Origin of the sequence: Herbiconiux liukaitaii (assembly GCF_041927495.1) — a bacterium.
GTDB lineage: Bacteria > Actinomycetota > Actinomycetes > Actinomycetales > Microbacteriaceae > Herbiconiux > Herbiconiux liukaitaii.
Genome location: NZ_JBHFHG010000009.1, coordinates 12908 through 26405 on the forward strand (window position 1 = coordinate 12908; position 13498 = coordinate 26405).

A 13498-nucleotide genomic window follows, 5' to 3' on the forward strand; every position below is an offset into this window, starting at 1 on the left:
GCGACGCCGGAGGGCAGAGCGGGAAGGCCGCGAGGATGCCGTGCAAGCGTCGTTGCTCGTCCGGTCGCTGGTCGTTCGAACCGGTTCGACGACTATAAGCACAGGACCTGAAGCAAGGCAAGGACCGATCGACCAGACGTATCAGGGCGATGCCGGGGCTCGAGCTGGCGGGGATGCGGCGTTCGACACCATGGGCACTTGCGCGGACCCCGCCGAGTCGCTACGGTGATCGAACCGGTTCGACCAAAACGGGTCCGGACCTATCCATTGGAGGAGCGACGTGGCTACCATCGGAGATGTTGCGCGGGAGGCGGGAGTCTCTCGAAGCACCGTGTCGTATGCCCTCTCGGGCAAACGCACCATCTCCAACGAGACGCGTGAGCGCATCGAGTCCGCAATCTCCCGCCTCGGATTCACCGTGAATGCTGGGGCGAGAGCCCTCGCCACCTCCGAGACGATGGTGCTGGGTCTGCTCCTGCAGTTTCATGAGGACGAATTCCCGCCGGCGATGCTCCAGTACATCTATGCCGTCTCGCAGGCTGCCAGGGAGGTCGGATACGACATCCTCATGGTGACGGACTCCGACGGTGCGGCCTCCGTGCGCCGCATCACGTCGTCGAACATGGTCGACGGGATCGTGCTGCTCGACGTCACCCATGACGACCCACGTCTGCAGCCGCTCCGAGAGGCTCGGCAGCCCGGAGCCCTGGTGGGGCTTCCGCGTGACACCGAGGGAGTCGATGTGTTCGACCTCGACTTCGGTGAGAGCGCCCGCATGCTCGTCGACCACCTGTTCGGGCTCGGCCACAAAGAGGTCATCCTCGTCTCGCCGCCCCGCCATGTCTTCGAACGCGGCGGTGCCTACGCGTGGCGGTTCCGCGACGCCGCGATGGAGCGGGCGACCCGCTATGGGATGACGCTTTACACGTACTACGGGGAATCGCAGCAGCCAGCCATCAGCCGCAGCATGAATGCGATCCTCGATGCCCGCCCCACGGCGACCGGCCTGATCGTGCACAACGACGCGTCGGTGGCCGCCCTGCCGCGCATCCTCCAGGAGCGCGGCACCCGAGTGCCTGACGACCTGTCGGTCGTGAGCCTCTTCCCCCGCGATTTCGGGAGGAGCTTCCAGCTGCCGTTCACGGCGGTGGAGACCTCGCCCGATGTGCTGGCCCGCGAAGCGGTCCAGCACCTGGTACAGCGGATCATCGACCCGGACTACTCGCCGCCGGTCGTGAAATTCGTCGAACCGGAACTGACGATCCGCTCGAGCACGGCCTGATCCCGACGAAGGAGCCCTCAGCCCTTCTTCGCGGTCGCCAGTCGAACCGGTTCGACGTAACCCTGTGAACACCTGCACCACGAACACGAGCACCACACACCGAACGAACGACCATTCAGAGAGGAATATCGTGATCACATTCAAGAGGTCCCGTATCGCCGGCGTCCTCGCCGTCACCACCGGAGTCGGCGTCGCGCTGGCGGGCTGCTCCGCCCCCGGAACCGACGGAGGCAGCACGGATACCGCCGCCGGCGACTACGCGTTCTGGGACCCGTACCCCCAGTACGACGAGACCAGTGAGTGGGCGAAGGTCATCGACGCCTGCGCCACCGAAGCAGGAGTCACGGTCACCCGCACCGCCTACGACACCAGCGACCTGACCAGCAAGGCACTCCTCGCCGGCCAGCAGAAGAGCTCGCCCGACATCCTGCTCATCGACAACCCCGTCATCTCGACCCTGGCCGAGGCCGGGCTGCTCACGACCACCGAGGAGAACGGCCTCGACGTCTCGGCGGTCGAGGAGAACCTCATCGCGGCGGGGCAGATCGACGGCGACACCTTCGGCGTGCCGATCGGCGCGAACACCCTCGCCCTGTACTACAACCCCGAGGTGCTCGCCGCCGCCGGCGTCGACATCGCCTCGGTCACCGACTGGGACTCGCTGAACGTGGCGCTCGAGAAGGTCGTCGCCTCGGGAAAGAAGGGCATCACCTTCTCCGGGATCGGTACCGAGGAGGGCAGCTTCCAGTTCCTGCCCTGGTTCTGGGGGTCGGGAGCCGAGCTCACCGAGCTCGACTCGCCCGAAGCCATCTCGGCCGTGCAGCTCTGGACCGACTGGGTGACCAACGGCTACGCGCCCAACTCGGTGATCAACAACACCCAGACCACGAGCTGGGAGGAGTTCCTCACGGGCGAGTACGCGTTCGCCGAGAACGGCACGTGGCAGAAGGCCGCCGCGGCCGAGGCAGGCTACGAGGTCATTCCGATCCCTGCGGCCGACGGAGGCTCCGCCGCAGCCCCCACGGGAGGCGAGTTCCTCAGCATCCCAGTGCAGACCGACTCCGCCCGCTACGAGGCGTCGCAGGCCATCGTGTCGTGCCTCACCTCGACCGACAACGTGGTGGCGAGCGACAACGCACTGAACTACGTCGCCCCCACCGAAGAGGCGCAGGAGGCGCAGCTGGCCGAGGACCCGACCCTCGAGCCGTGGATCGATGCGGTCCGCGCGGCGCAGGGCCGTACGGGCGACAACCTCGGCACCGACTACCCGATCATCTCGGAGCAGCTCTGGACCGCCGTGCAGGCTTCGCTCACAGGATCGCAGTCCGCGGCAGACGCGCTCGCCGCTGCACAGGAGTCCGCGGCCGCGGGCCTCGAGTAAGCACCACCGACAAGAAGAAGAAGGATCATGACAGCGACCGAGACTCGATCAGGGTCGGCTGTGCGTGGACACGGCCGGGGGGCGGCGGACTCAGACTCCGCCGCCCTCACGGCCGCGACCCCGCCGCGCCGACGCCGTTCCAAGGGCTATTGGGCCGGCTGGGGATTCGCTCTTCCCGTGGTGGTCTACCTGCTTGTCTTCTACGCCTACCCGCTCTTCCGCAACCTCGAGCTGAGCCTCCGCGACTACACGGTGCGCTCCTTCATCGATGGCACAGCGCCCTTCGTGGGCTTCGACAACTACATCGACGTCATCTACGACTCGACCTTCGCGCCGTCGCTTCTGAACACGGCCCTCTTCACCGTCGTCTCGATCATCTTCCAGTACTCCCTGGGGCTCGCCCTCGCCGTGTTCTTCTTCCGCAAGTTCCCCCTCTCGGGAACCCTGCGGGCACTCTTCCTGGTGCCGTGGCTGCTGCCGCTGCTCGTGTCGGCTTCCACCTGGTCGTGGATGCTCAACAGCGACGCAGGCGTCGTGAACTCCTTCCTCGAGGCCATCGGCATCGGGGGGATCAACTGGCTGACCTCGCCGCAGTGGTCGCTCGTGGCCGTGCTCATCGCGAACATCTGGATCGGGATACCGTTCAACCTCGTCATCCTCTACAGCGGGTTGCAGAGCATCCCCGAGGAGGTCTACGAGGCGGCGTCGATCGACGGCGCGAACGGATGGCAGAAGTTCTGCCGCATCACCTTCCCGCTGCTGCGCCCGGTCTCGGCCATCACCATCCTGCTCGGCCTCGTCTACACGCTCAAGGTGTTCGACATCATCTGGATCATGACCAAGGGCGGGCCGGGGAGCTCGTCGACCACGCTCTCCATCTGGTCGTACCGACTCGGCTTCGGCTCCGCCCTGCCCGATCTCTCGCCCGCCGCCGCGGTCGGCAACATCCTCATCCTGATCGCCCTCGTCTTCGGGCTCATCTACATCCGTGCCCAGCGTCGATTGGACCCCTCGTGAAGAAACACAGCCGCCGCTGGTGGATCTCGGCTATCGGAATCCTGCTCACCGGCATCATGCTGTTCCCGGTCTACTGGATGATCAACGTCTCTCTCACCAAGTCAGGCGCCATGCGGCAGGACCCGCCGAGCCTGCTACCCCTCGACCCGACCTTCGAGGGGTACCAGCAGGTGCTCGCCCAGCAGCTGCCCTACCTCGGCACGAGCCTGATCGTGGGGATCGGCACCGTCGTGCTCACCCTCGCGCTCTCGGCCCCGGCCGCTTTCGCGCTCGCGAAGCTCCGCATCCGAGGCGGCACGACGCTGAGCTTCATCCTGCTCGTGGCCCAGATGATCCCCGGCATCATCATGGCGATGGGGTTCTACGCCATCTACATCAACCTCGGTGTGCTGAACACCATCCCCGGTCTCATCCTCGCCGACTCAACCCTCGCCGTACCGTTCGGAGTCCTTATCTTCACTGCCTTCATGTCGGGCATCCCGAACGAGCTTCTCAACGCTGCCCGCATCGACGGCGCGAGCAACTGGCGCACCTTCCGGTCGATCGTCTTGCCCGTGAGCCGCAACTCGATCGTGACCGTGTCGCTGTTCGCTTTCCTCTGGTCGTGGTCCGACTTCATCTTCGCGTCGACGCTGAACGCCGGCGGCCGACTGCAGCCCATCACGATGGGCATCTACAAGTACATCGGCAACAACAACCAGGACTGGAACGCGATCATGGCGACAGCGGTGGTCGCATCCATCCCCGCGGCGGTGCTGCTGGTCGTGGCCCAGCGCTACGTGGCCGCCGGAGTCACGGCAGGAGCTGTCAAGGACTGATCCGGTTGCCACCGCCCCTCTTTCCGACGTCTTCCGAAAGGCCCCTCCGTGACCTCCCCTTCCTCCCTGAACTTCGACGTGCACGAGATCCCCTTCAGTCGTCGAGGCTCCTGGCTCGACATCTCGCCCGTGGTCGCCCTGCACACCGTGCGCGAGCAGCTGCATCTCGTCTCCCATCAGACGGGCCTGAACGCCGTCTTCGCCTTCGAGCCGCAGACCACGGCCGACGTCATCTTCGAGGCATCGCCGGCGGCGCTCGACTGGCTGGCAGCGGATGGCGGGCGCATACAGGCGGTCTTCGAATCCGAAAGCGTCCTCCGGCTGCGGGGGCAGGGGCTCGGCCTGCGGATCGCTGATGCCTCTGCTGAGCTCACTCCGTTCACCGGCACCTACTTCTTCCAGGATCCGATCGATGGAGCCGCGGTCTTCACCTCCTACGAGACCGGCCGTCGTTACCGCATCACGAGCCTGAGCGGCACTCTGACGCTCCACGGCGCCGAAGCCCTCGGTGCGAGCGAACGCGCGGTGGAGGCGAGCGGGCACGAATGGGAGATTGCGATCGAGGAGTTCGAGGCGGCACGACCGCCCTACGAATCGGCCACGACCTTCGATCAGCTCGTGCGAGCGGTGGCGGAAGAGTTCGACGACTACGTGCAGAGGATCGCCTCTTGGCGGAGCGGGTCATCGTCTGCTGTCGAGACGGCGGCGTACGTGCTCTGGTCGGCGACCGTCGCGCCCCGCGGCTTCCTGCAGCGAGAGTCGGTCCTCATGTCGAAGCACTGGATGGACAAGGTTTGGAGCTGGGACCACTGCTTCAATGCCCTTGCCCTTGCCCCGGGCCTGCCCGCCGAGGCCGTCGACCAGTTCCGCATCGTCTTCGACTTCCAGGATTCCGCCGGAGCGCTGCCCGATTCCGTGACCCACTCTGAAGTGCTCTACAACTTCGTGAAGCCCCCCATCCACGGCTGGGCACTTCGCAAGCTCCGGTCCATCCTGAGCGAGCCCATCGACGAACCGACCCTGCGTTCGCTGTACGTGTCGCTGTCTCGCTGGACCCGGTTCTGGCTCGACTCTCGCCGTGTGCCCGGTCACGCACTCGCGCACTACCAGCACGGCAACGACAGTGGCTGGGACAACTCCACCACCTTCGATCACGACCGGCTCATCGAATCCCCTGATCTCGCGGCGTTCCTCGTGGTGCAGTTCTCGGTGCTCGCCGAGCTCGCGATAGAACTCGGCCTGCCCGAGGACGCGGCGATGTGGAGTGGGGAGGAAGGTGCCATGACCATCGCTCTCGCCGGGCTCTGGCGCGAGGACACATACATCGCGAGAAGCGCGACCACGGGGCGCGAGAGCAAGATGACCTCGTTGCTCAACAACCTGCCCATCGTCGCCGCTCCCCATCTGCCGGGCGCCGTCAGCGAATCACTGGCCGCACGCATCGGAGAACACTTGACCGAGTGGGGGCCGGCGACCCAGCTCGTCGACACCGCGGAGTACGAGGACGACGGCTACTGGCGCGGGCCCATCTGGGCGCCCTCCACCGCCCTGATCGAGGATGGACTCCGCCGGGCCGGCGAGGTGGAGATCGCCGACCGTATCAGCGAGCGCTTCCGTCGGCTCTGCGAGACATCGGGATTCGCGGAGAACTTTGACGCGCGAACGGGGGAGGGGCTCCGGGACCGCGCCTACACCTGGACGGCGGCCGTCTACCTCACCTTCGCGCGAGAAGCGGAGGAGCGTTTGACGCTCGGCTGATGGACCCAGACGACCGCCCCCGATTGAGTCCACAGGAGTGCCTCCGCCGGGACAACCTCGCGCGCGTATTGCGCTTGGTGCACTCCCAACGCTCCTTAGCGAGATCGGCTCTCACCCGCGTGACCGAGTTCGATCGCTCGACGGTGTCGAAGCTCGTAGCCCAGTTGGCGGAGCTGGGCCTCGTTAGAGAGGAAGAGGCGGCCCAGCGCGGAGCCGGTCGACCGGGGCGACCGAGCCACAACGTCGCCGTGACGGACCACATGGTGTCGCTCGTCGTGCATCCGGAGACTGACGCGGTGACCGTTGGATGCGTCGCGATGGGCGGTCGTGTGCTCCGACAAGTGCGGTGTCCGACTCTAGGCAGTCCCTCCGCCGCCGAGGTGGTCAACATGGCCACCGCGATCGTGGACGGCATGCGAAACGGACTTGACAGGCAGCATCACATCATCGGAGTCGCTGTCGCCGTGCCCGGTCGAGTCGACAGAACTCTAGGCACGGTGCTGTCTGCGCCGAACCTGGGGTGGTCGGATGTGCCCCTGGGGCCGATGCTCGAGCGGGCTCTCGATCTGGAGGTGAGCATTGGCACCGATGCGATGGCGGGCGCCCTAGCCGAATGCGCGTTCGGTGTGGGCCGAAAGGCGGCGGACTTCGTGTATCTCCACGGAGGAGAGAGCGGGATCAGGGGCGCCATCGTGATCAGCGGCAGGCTGCTGAGTGGCAGCCGGGAGCAGGCAGGGGAGTTCGGTCACACGCTGGTCAGAACGGACGGTGCCCGGTGCCGATGCGGCCGCACCGGCTGCCTGGAGACAGAAGTCGATCGAACATCTTTATTGCTTGCCGCGGGCTTGGAGCCGGAACGGGCCGCCGAACTGCCGGCGGTCCTCAGTGACCTGGGTAGAAATGCTGACGGCTCATCCCTGTTGCGGCAGACAGCCCGGGAGCAGCTTCAGTATCTCCTCACTGGAGTGGAGAACGTGGTCCGCGCGCTCGACCCGGAAGCAGTCGTGCTCGGCGGGTTCCTCGGGCCGCTTCTCGCGAGTGCGGGAGATCTTTCTCGGGCCAGCAGTGGTCCACGCAGTACTGAAAACGCCGGATCCCGATGCTTGCCGGCACTGATCTTGGACGACGGGGCTCTCATCGGCGCGGCGGAGCTGGTCTTCGCCCGTCTTCTGGCCGACCCGTTCTACCGGCCGAGGAACGCAAAAGTAGCCTCGGTCGAGTCCGCCGACCCGTACACGGGATCTGCCTCTTGCACATGATCGATCACATGGGGTGGACCACACGATGTCGTGTGAACTCAAGGAGGACTGCCGACCCTGTCGGGCTCAGCCGGCACGGCGGTGTGCACGTGCTGCACTCGATCGGCGACACCTCGGCGCACGAGCGCTGCCTCGACGAGCACCAGCCCGAAATGACAGCGCCGGCTGTTCAATCAAACGGCGAGCCACATCTGATTCGCTGACTGCTCGCCCGATCGTCTCCACGTCGGCGAAAGCCTGCGCGAACCTCATGCCATCTGACCCCATCGTGCCTGGCGCTTCGCAGAAGATGTTGAGGGACCCGATCGTCTCGTCGCGCAAACGCACAGGGATCGAGTAGATGGCTTCGTAATCGTTGGAAACAACGTGAGTTGCGAACACGGCCCCTGGGCGAAGGTCGCAGCAAGGCTGTCAACGGCAATGACCTCACCCGTGTTGTACGGATCGATGCTGGGCCCGCCTGCTTTCAGCTGCACCAGGCATAGCTGGTGGCTGCGACTACTGGTCCAAGCCGCAACCTCCAGCTCGCCTGAACTTTGAGGGAGGAGAATGCCGACCTCGACGGCGCCCAGAACCGGCCGACTCCTCCACCAACGTCTGCAGGAATCGATGTAGTCGTGGCCGGCGACGAGGGTGTCAGCGAGGATGATGAAGGTGCGAAAGACGGGCTTCGCGCTCGCGATCGGTCACCCGCATCAACTACCGACTTCGGCCGCGCACGCCGTGCTGCTCCCGATTTACCCGCCTTACCGCCACCGCAGATGACATCTGCCGCATCGCGTGGCGGCCTGAAGGACATAGGACTAACTTGATCGCCAAGGTGGGGGCGTCACGTGGGGAGATGCCCCCGCCGCACAGGTCTGAGTGCGAGCCCGGGCTCGAGGTCGTAGTCCGAGTAGGGCAAGAGGGAGGCACAGGAGTGGTGGCTCCAGGTCGCGGCCGGTGTCTTGGAAAGCCCAAGTTATCGAGACCAGCGACACTCCAGGCTTGAGGTTTTGCATGTGGAGCGGTGCGGGTAGAAGGGGTTATGCGGTGAGGATGGCGCGTCCTCGGCTGTCGTAACGGGGCCGTCGAGTCATTGGGGGAGCTGAAGGATGTTGAGGGATTACGTCAGCGGCAGATGGGGCCAGTTTTGGTGTGGGTGCGGGCTGCTCTTCTCCTGTGTCCTCGTCAAGGAGGGCGCGGCGGACTATGGTGCGAGGGTCGTACTGGCGGGGATCGAGGCGTTTCCAGTCCTCGGGGTCGAGACTGGTCCCGAGCTCGGCGGCTGCGCGTTCGCGGGCCGTGTCGAGTAGGCCGCGGGCGCCGCGGGCGGCTTGTGCTAGGCGTTCGGCGTAATACGGGAGGCGGGTGGGGCCGAGCACGAAGGCGGCGATGACGAGCAGCACGAAGAGCTTTTCGATGCTGAGTCCAAACACGGTGGTCTCCTTTCGCTAGGGTGTCAGGGAAGGTCGGAGGGTGCGGATGCCGCGGCCGCGGCCGCTCGCCGGGCGATGGCCCGATCGTGAAGTGCGGCGGCCACTGCGGCGGCCGCGAACAGCGCGGCCATCGGCGCGGCGAGCAGCAGCATCGACACCACGTCGGCCGAGGGTGTCGCCAGGGCGCTGAACAGCAGGATGGCGAGCACGATCCAGCGCCAGCCGGCCTGGATGCGCCTGGCTGGCAGCATACCGAGCAAATTGAGAAGAACTACGAACACGGGTAGCACGAATGCCACGCCCGTGGCCGCGACGAGCTTGAGCACGAATTCCACATAGGCCGAGGCCTGTAGCACGCTACTGTCCTCGCTAGGCGCGAAGCTCGCGAGCACCTCCACCACGTGCGGAAACACCAGCAGTCCCGCGGCGCATCCAGCTAGGAACAGCGGCACGGCCGCAGCCACGAAGCCGAATGTGTAGCGGCGCTCTCGCGGCCGGAGACCGGGAGCGACAAAGGCGAAGAGTTGATGCAGCCAGATCGGACTGGCCAGCACAACTCCCGAGAGCAAGGCGATCGACACCTTGAGGTCGAAGGCGCCGCTCACGCTATCGTAGTTGAGGCTCGCGTTGCGCGTGGCGGCGAGCTCGGCGATCGGCTGCCGCAACAGGTCGAGCACCGCGTCGGAGACCAGATAGCCCAGCGCCACGCCAACCACGATTGCCGCCGCCGACCGCACCAGCCGCCGGCGGGCCTCCTGGACGTGCTGCGCCAGCGGCATAGTGCCGCGAGCGGGGGTCGCCATCGGGGTGTCGGCGGACGCCGTGGGCGTGGTGGTCATGACAGGCTCGACGCCTCCCGCTGCAAGGGCGCGGATGCGGTGGGCGCCACCGCGAACGGCACGGTGGCCACGGGCGCGGCGGGGGATTGCGCTGACGATGCGGTGGTGGATCCGCCAGCCTCGTCTTCGGTGGACGAGGTCGCCGCCGTGGACGCCGCAGCGCTGCCGTCGCGCACCTCGGATCGGAAGATCGTCATCGACTGCCCCAGACTCCTGGCCAAAGCGGGCAGACGGGTGGCGCCGAAGATGAGTAGCACCACGGCGAGGAGGATGAGTGCGTGCCAACCGGTGAGGTTCTGGAATAGGCCCATGAGAGGGTGTCCTTTCGAGTGGGAGGAGGCCAACCTGTGGAAGGCTGGCCGTGTGTCTGGATGAGGGGATCAGCGAGTGGGTGGGGTTCCGCCGCCGGGCCCGCCCGATCCGGTGCCGCCGCCTGAGGGCGCGGAGCCCGCAGTGGGTGTGGTGGTGGTGTCGACCCGCGCGGTGAGGGCCACGAGGTAGCCCGTGGAGGTGCCGCCCGAGACAGTGGCGAGCTCGAGGGCCCCGCCGTCGTCGCCGAACACGTTGTCGGTATCGAGGCTCACCTGGGCGAGGTTCGCGGTGGATCCGGAGTAGGCCGAGAGGGCGTACACCTCCTCGCTCACGCTCTGCGGCAGGGCCACCTGTGAGGTGGCGATAGCGTTGGCCGAGTCGGTGATGGAGTCCACATCGGGGTACACCTCGAAGTGGATGTGCGGCCACCGCCCCGAGTAGCAGGCGGGGTAGATGGAGGTGAAGTTCACTTGCCCGTTTGCGTCCACTACCTGCACACCGCGCAGGTAGGTCTCGTTCTCGATCGCTTCGGAGTACATCGAGTACTCGCCGGCCGCGTTGCAGTGCCACACGTAGACCGCGGCACCCTCGAAGGGTGCGTCGCCGTTCGCCATGTCCGTGATGGTGAGCTTGAGGGTCATCGGCACGCCCTCCGCGGTCGCGCCGCCATCCAGGCTCGAGCGGATGTCGCTGCGCACAATGCCGGACTGTTCGAGGATGTCGGGTCCGTTCGAGCCGTCACCGGGATAGGGGCCTGCGGTCTCATCGGGGATCTCGGCCGAGGGCAGGGTGCCGGTGGTGGGCGCCGCCGTTGCGGTGGAGGTGCCGGCCGAACCGGTGGACATGTTCGATTCCGAGGAGCCGCTCGTGGTGGAGGTGCACGCGGCCAGTGCCACGGTGCCGATCCCGATGCCCACCAGACCGAGCACGCTGCGGCGGGTGACGAGGGTGCGAATGTCGAAGGCGGCGCCCTGGTCGACCACCGGTTCGTCAACGTGGTCGAGCAGGCGCCCCTCATAGGCCGGGCCGTCGGGAGTCGACTCGGGTTCGGGGATGCGCTTCATGATGGAGCCTTCCGAGATTGTGCGGGTGATGAGACTCCAGAATCGCCGATTCCGCTAAAGGAAGACAAAGACCTCGCTATGCAGTTCCTATGACCTCAAGCCGCAGTAAGTCTCGAATACATCGAGCGTGATGAACGAACTGGTGACAGGTTAGGTTGTACGCCGAGAGGGTGAGCGGCTCGGTTAGCTTGGCTTCGAACTCGATAGGTGTCAACCCGCCGAGTGTGTCTTGGGCTCGCTGCCGGTGATACTTCCGCTCATTCCACACGACGATCGCGAGGCGCAGCTCGTGCCGTGCCGTCCACCGCTACTGGTTGAGCACGTTTGTTCGGACGAGCGACCAGAAGCTCTCCATGGCGGCATTGTGTCCGGCCGGACAGACTCGGCCCATCGAGCCGCCCATGTCGTGGCGGCGCAGTTCGCGGCCATCGCGCGGCTTCAAAATTGGCTGACCCTATCGGCGTGCAGGATGCAGCCGTCGACGTTACCACGACGAGTGACAGCATTGCGGAGCGCGTCGACGGCGAGCAACGCCGTCATGCGGTCACTGATCGAGTACCCCACGATTCTCTTCGAGTGGACGTCCTTGATCGCGCAATAGTAGAGCTTGCCTTCGCTCGTCCGAGGCTCCGTGAAATCCGTAAGCCAGACCCGGTTCGGGGCGCCGGCGCGGAACTGCCGCTGGACGTGATCATCGAATACCGGCTGCCCGGCCTTCTTGCTCTTCCCGCGCCGGCGGCGCTGTGCGGATGAGAGGATCCCGGCCTGGGAACATTGCTTCCACGCCGTGCGTTTATGACGCATGTGTTCGTACCGCTGATAATGGACCTTATGTCAATAGTCTTTTGGGTATTCGCATCTGTTGCGAGTCATCAAGTCCCCTAAGGCGTCCGCAATATGCCTGTCTAGACTTCTGGTCTGCGGCATCGATGATCTGCTGCGAGACCCGCATCGCATCCTCACCGATCGTGCGCTCCCGCCCCCCGGTCGGCACCAGCAAGTCAACCTGGATACGACTCTGAGCCGTGCAGGCCGCGCAAGATCGGGTTGCGGAATGTGGGTGCTGACGAAGGGGCCTGTGGGCAACTTGTGCATAAGCCTGTGGATGGAGATATGTATACGCGAATGCATGTAACAATCTGGTCACGGCAGGGAGTACATTTCATTGCCGAATATGTGAACTTCGTGTGAGGCTGCTCAGGATTTCCCAAAGGCCACGTCAGGAATTCGGACAACTCGGACGAATCGCTCCGATCAGCGGCGACGAGATGATCCGTACACCCTGTGGATAGTTACACGGCTGTAGTTTTGCCCGTGTAAACGTCGGACCCGGCCGGTAGAATTGCCATGAACGCAACGAAGCCCCGACCGGCAAAGTGCCGGCTAGGGGCCAGCGGCTAGATCAGGGCTTGTTGTGTCCTTTGCGGGGAACACTTCTACCCTAAGCCAGCCGCGGAAGCACTGTCACCATTGACACGAAATCCGCGGCTGGTGGCCGTGTTGCGGAATGGATTATGACTGTGGCCGACAGGGCTGTTTACAAGACCGGCAAGGACAACTACGGAGACATCACGCACCTTTGCAACGACGGCGCGAGCTGGTCGCCGCGTGCAAAGGCTGATGCCATCCGTGAAATCGAGAGCGGCATGCACACGTACTATGTGCCGTGGCAGAGCGGACGCACGCCGATTCGGGTCGCGACGCGGAACGGTGTGAAGTACCTCCGGACCGACCGCGACAACACGACGAAGAACAACCTCGACGAGCTGCCGGACTGCTAACACCAGAAACACGAAAAGCCCCTTTCCTGATCCGTATTCGGGGAAGGGGCTTCTTCGTTTGATGAGCCGAGCTGCCGGAGCGGCGAAGGTCTGCTCGGGACGTTCGCAACACTCGGAGGCACCGGGTCCAGGCGGTCCAATGTGTCAGACGTTATGCCGTCGACAATAGCCAGTCACCTGCCCGACTCCGCCTACCAAACAGTGATAGGCGTTCCTAGCGCTGGACGAAGCGCATCTTATCCGCCATATCGCGACTGTGCTAAAAACGGTCGCTTTGCCTGATTTTGGGCAGACTTCTCCCTACCCAGGGAGGGTGCGATTTTCGAGAGCGCTACGCCTTGGGCGTGCGGCGCAGCAGGTTGGCGAACCCCTTGACGATCATCGTGATGCGCTTCGCCGGCTTGTCGCTCTTGCCGAGGATCGTGATGTACACGAGTGGCGCGAAAACGAGGGCAATCAGGATGTTGGGGTTCACCTCCCCGAGCTTCTCGAGCAGCAGGTCGAGCATTCGAGCCTCCGCTGGGTGAGGGCGCGCGAACGCGCCGGTGACACCACGCCTGGTGACATGG

At 65.1% G+C, this 13498-nt stretch carries 13 protein-coding genes; 7 read left to right on the top strand and 6 right to left on the bottom strand.

Annotated features, from left to right (window positions below):
• Nucleotides 1-280: 280 nt before the first annotated feature.
• The 6 genes from ACEXQC_RS18585 to ACEXQC_RS18610 all read left to right on the top strand — a co-directional run bounded on the left by ACEXQC_RS18585 (nucleotide 281) and on the right by ACEXQC_RS18610 (nucleotide 7515).
• Nucleotides 281-1282 (top strand): LacI family DNA-binding transcriptional regulator, encoded by a 1002-nt coding sequence (locus tag ACEXQC_RS18585; RefSeq protein WP_374825745.1) that lies wholly within the window; start codon nucleotides 281-283, stop codon nucleotides 1280-1282.
• A gap of 130 nt (nucleotides 1283-1412) precedes the next feature.
• Nucleotides 1413-2663: a sugar ABC transporter substrate-binding protein gene (locus tag ACEXQC_RS18590; protein ID WP_374825747.1), complete on the top strand. Its 1251-nt coding sequence runs from the start codon at nucleotides 1413-1415 to the stop codon at nucleotides 2661-2663.
• A 27-nt stretch (nucleotides 2664-2690) separates the two neighbouring features.
• The gene (locus tag ACEXQC_RS18595; RefSeq protein ID WP_374825749.1) at nucleotides 2691-3680 is read left to right on the top strand and encodes a carbohydrate ABC transporter permease; all 990 of its coding nucleotides are present in this window, start codon (nucleotides 2691-2693) and stop codon (nucleotides 3678-3680) included.
• A 56-nt stretch (nucleotides 3681-3736) separates the two neighbouring features.
• Entirely contained in the window at nucleotides 3737-4498 is a 762-nt protein-coding gene (locus ACEXQC_RS18600; RefSeq protein ID WP_374825958.1) for a carbohydrate ABC transporter permease, read from the top strand.
• Between the two features lie 48 nt (nucleotides 4499-4546).
• Nucleotides 4547-6256 carry an amylo-alpha-1,6-glucosidase gene (locus ACEXQC_RS18605; RefSeq protein ID WP_374825751.1) on the top strand — a complete coding sequence of 570 codons (1710 nt, stop codon included), beginning with the start codon at nucleotides 4547-4549 and terminating at the stop codon, nucleotides 6254-6256.
• Between the two features lie 119 nt (nucleotides 6257-6375).
• Nucleotides 6376-7515, top strand: a complete 1140-nt coding sequence (locus ACEXQC_RS18610; RefSeq protein ID WP_374825753.1) for an ROK family protein — start codon at nucleotides 6376-6378, stop codon at nucleotides 7513-7515.
• A gap of 1025 nt (nucleotides 7516-8540) precedes the next feature.
• Here ACEXQC_RS18610 and ACEXQC_RS19155 read toward each other — a convergent pair.
• From ACEXQC_RS19155 to ACEXQC_RS18630, 5 genes are all read right to left on the bottom strand, one after another.
• Nucleotides 8541-8933, bottom strand: a complete 393-nt coding sequence (locus tag ACEXQC_RS19155) for a twin-arginine translocase TatA/TatE family subunit (RefSeq protein WP_510186168.1) — start codon at nucleotides 8931-8933, stop codon at nucleotides 8541-8543.
• 23 nt (nucleotides 8934-8956) lie between these two features.
• Entirely contained in the window at nucleotides 8957-9772 is an 816-nt protein-coding gene (gene tatC, locus ACEXQC_RS18615) for a twin-arginine translocase subunit TatC (protein ID WP_374825755.1), read from the bottom strand.
• Complete coding sequence (locus ACEXQC_RS18620; protein WP_374825757.1) at nucleotides 9769-10083, bottom strand: twin-arginine translocase TatA/TatE family subunit; 315 nt, start codon at nucleotides 10081-10083, stop codon at nucleotides 9769-9771. Before ACEXQC_RS18620 ends, tatC begins: the two co-directional genes overlap by 4 nt.
• 69 nt (nucleotides 10084-10152) lie before the next feature.
• Entirely contained in the window at nucleotides 10153-11148 is a 996-nt protein-coding gene (locus tag ACEXQC_RS18625; RefSeq protein ID WP_374825759.1) for an intradiol ring-cleavage dioxygenase, read from the bottom strand.
• Between the two features lie 438 nt (nucleotides 11149-11586).
• Nucleotides 11587-11952, bottom strand: coding sequence for a DDE-type integrase/transposase/recombinase (locus ACEXQC_RS18630; RefSeq protein WP_374825761.1), 366 nt, complete (start codon nucleotides 11950-11952; stop codon nucleotides 11587-11589).
• A 716-nt stretch (nucleotides 11953-12668) separates the two neighbouring features.
• On the opposite strand from ACEXQC_RS18630, the gene ACEXQC_RS18635 reads away from it, so the two are divergent.
• Nucleotides 12669-12929, top strand: coding sequence for a DUF3892 domain-containing protein (locus ACEXQC_RS18635; RefSeq protein WP_374825763.1), 261 nt, complete (start codon nucleotides 12669-12671; stop codon nucleotides 12927-12929).
• Nucleotides 12930-13260: 331 nt separating this feature from the next.
• On the opposite strand, the gene ACEXQC_RS18640 is transcribed toward ACEXQC_RS18635, so the two are convergent.
• The gene (locus tag ACEXQC_RS18640; protein WP_374825765.1) at nucleotides 13261-13437 is read right to left on the bottom strand and encodes a hypothetical protein; all 177 of its coding nucleotides are present in this window, start codon (nucleotides 13435-13437) and stop codon (nucleotides 13261-13263) included.
• Nucleotides 13438-13498: the final 61 nt, after the last annotated feature.

Coding starts and splice junctions, on each gene's coding strand:
- ACEXQC_RS18625 (WP_374825759.1), bottom strand. CDS start 11,148: ATGAAGCGCATCCCCGAACCCGAGTCGACTCCCGACGGCCCGGCCTAT.
- ACEXQC_RS18620 (WP_374825757.1), bottom strand. CDS start 10,083: ATGGGCCTATTCCAGAACCTCACCGGTTGGCACGCACTCATCCTCCTC.
- ACEXQC_RS18595 (WP_374825749.1), top strand. CDS start 2,691: ATGACAGCGACCGAGACTCGATCAGGGTCGGCTGTGCGTGGACACGGC.
- tatC (WP_374825755.1), bottom strand. CDS start 9,772: ATGACCACCACGCCCACGGCGTCCGCCGACACCCCGATGGCGACCCCC.
- ACEXQC_RS18640 (WP_374825765.1), bottom strand. CDS start 13,437: ATGCTCGACCTGCTGCTCGAGAAGCTCGGGGAGGTGAACCCCAACATC.
- ACEXQC_RS18630 (WP_374825761.1), bottom strand. CDS start 11,952: ATGCGTCATAAACGCACGGCGTGGAAGCAATGTTCCCAGGCCGGGATC.
- ACEXQC_RS18600 (WP_374825958.1), top strand. CDS start 3,737: ATGCTGTTCCCGGTCTACTGGATGATCAACGTCTCTCTCACCAAGTCA.